Origin of the sequence: Rubrivivax benzoatilyticus JA2 = ATCC BAA-35 (genome assembly GCF_000190375.1) — a bacterium.
Taxonomy (GTDB): domain Bacteria; phylum Pseudomonadota; class Gammaproteobacteria; order Burkholderiales; family Burkholderiaceae_C; genus Rubrivivax; species Rubrivivax benzoatilyticus.
Genome location: NZ_AEWG01000111.1, coordinates 1 through 1,530, shown reverse-complemented (window position 1 = coordinate 1,530; position 1,530 = coordinate 1). Strand labels below are relative to the sequence as shown.

The window sequence follows — 1,530 nt, the reverse complement described above, 5'->3', positions numbered from 1 at the left end:
AGACCGCGCGGGCCGACGACGACTGGGGAAACCTTCTGAGCCCACGAGGGCGTCGCCGCGAGACGACGCAAGCAGTATGAACATCGACTTCAACGACCGCGCGATGCTCGCCTCGATGGCGCTCGTCGTGCTCGGCGCCGTGGCCTACGGCGTCGCCTTCGACGGCCTGGGGCTCGCGCTCGGGCTGGGCCTGCTGCTGCTGGCCGCGGCGGCAGCGCTGGCCGGCCTCGGCGGCGGCAGCCGCAAGGCCGCCAGCTTCATCGGCCTGCCGGTGCTCGGCATGGCCGCCGTGGCGCTGCTGATCCATGTCGCGCGCGGCGCGGCCGAGGCGCACTTCGCGGTCTTCGCGCTGCTCGCCGCCACCGTCGTCTACCGGCGCTGGGAGGCGGTCATCGCCGGCGCGGCGACGATCGCCGTGCACCACCTGAGCTTCAACTACTTCCAGCAGTGGGGCTGGGGCCCGGTGTGCTTCACCGAGCCGAGCCTGCTGAAGGTCATCGAGCACGCCGCCTTCGTCGTCGGCGAAGCCGGCGTGCTGGTGATGCTGGCGCTGCGCAGCCGCAGCGACTACCGCACCACCGACGAGCTCGTGGCCATCGCCGACGGCCTGGTCGACGCACGCGGCGACGTCACTTTCGCGCCGGCGCACCTGCCCGCGCAGTCGCCGGCCACGCACCGCCTGCAGCAGGCGCTGCGCCACGTCGAGAAGACGCTGGCCGAGGTGCGCGCGAGCGCCGACTCGATCCGCACCGCGTCCAACGAGATCGCCACCGGCAACCTCGACCTGAGCCAGCGCACCGAGCAGACCGCCGGCAGCCTGCAGCAGACCGCCAGCTCGATGGAGCAGCTGACCGGCAACGTGCGCCAGAGCGCCGACGCCGCGCGCCAGGCCAACCAGCTCGCCGGCAGCGCCGCCGACACCGCCCAGCGCGGCGGCGAGGTCGTGGCCCAGGTCGTCTCGACGATGGACCAGATCAACACCAGCTCGAAGAAGATCGCCGACATCATCGGCGTCATCGACGGCATCGCGTTCCAGACCAACATCCTGGCGCTCAACGCCGCCGTCGAGGCGGCGCGCGCCGGCGAGCAGGGCCGCGGCTTCGCGGTCGTCGCCGGCGAGGTGCGGGCGCTGGCCCAGCGCTCGGCCTCGGCGGCGCGCGAGATCAAGACGCTGATCGGCGACTCGGTCGACAAGGTCGAGGCCGGCGCCCGGCTCGTCGGCGACGCCGGCAGCACGATGCAGGAGATCGTCGCCAGCGTGCAGCGCGTCTCCGACATCATCGGCGAGATCAGCGCCGCCACCGCCGAGCAGAGCAGCGGCATCGCCCAGGTCAACGGCGCCGTCAACCAGCTCGACCAGATGACGCAGCAGAACGCCGCGCTGGTCGAGCAGTCGGCCGCCGCCGCCGGCTCGCTGCGCGAGCAGGGCACCCGCCTGGCCGAGCTGGTGGCCACCTTCCACCTGACCCAGACCGCCACGGCCACGCCGCCGGTGCTGGCGCGCGAGCTGATCGCCCGTGCCGGCGACAG

1 protein-coding gene is annotated in these 1,530 nt (G+C 73.2%); it reads left to right on the top strand.

Features of this window, described 5'->3' with window-relative positions; all coding sequences use genetic code 11:
- Positions 1–76: 76 nt before the first annotated feature.
- On the top strand, positions 77–1,530 hold a 1,454-nt coding region (locus RBXJA2T_RS20955), incomplete at its 3' end, for a methyl-accepting chemotaxis protein (protein ID WP_009857855.1).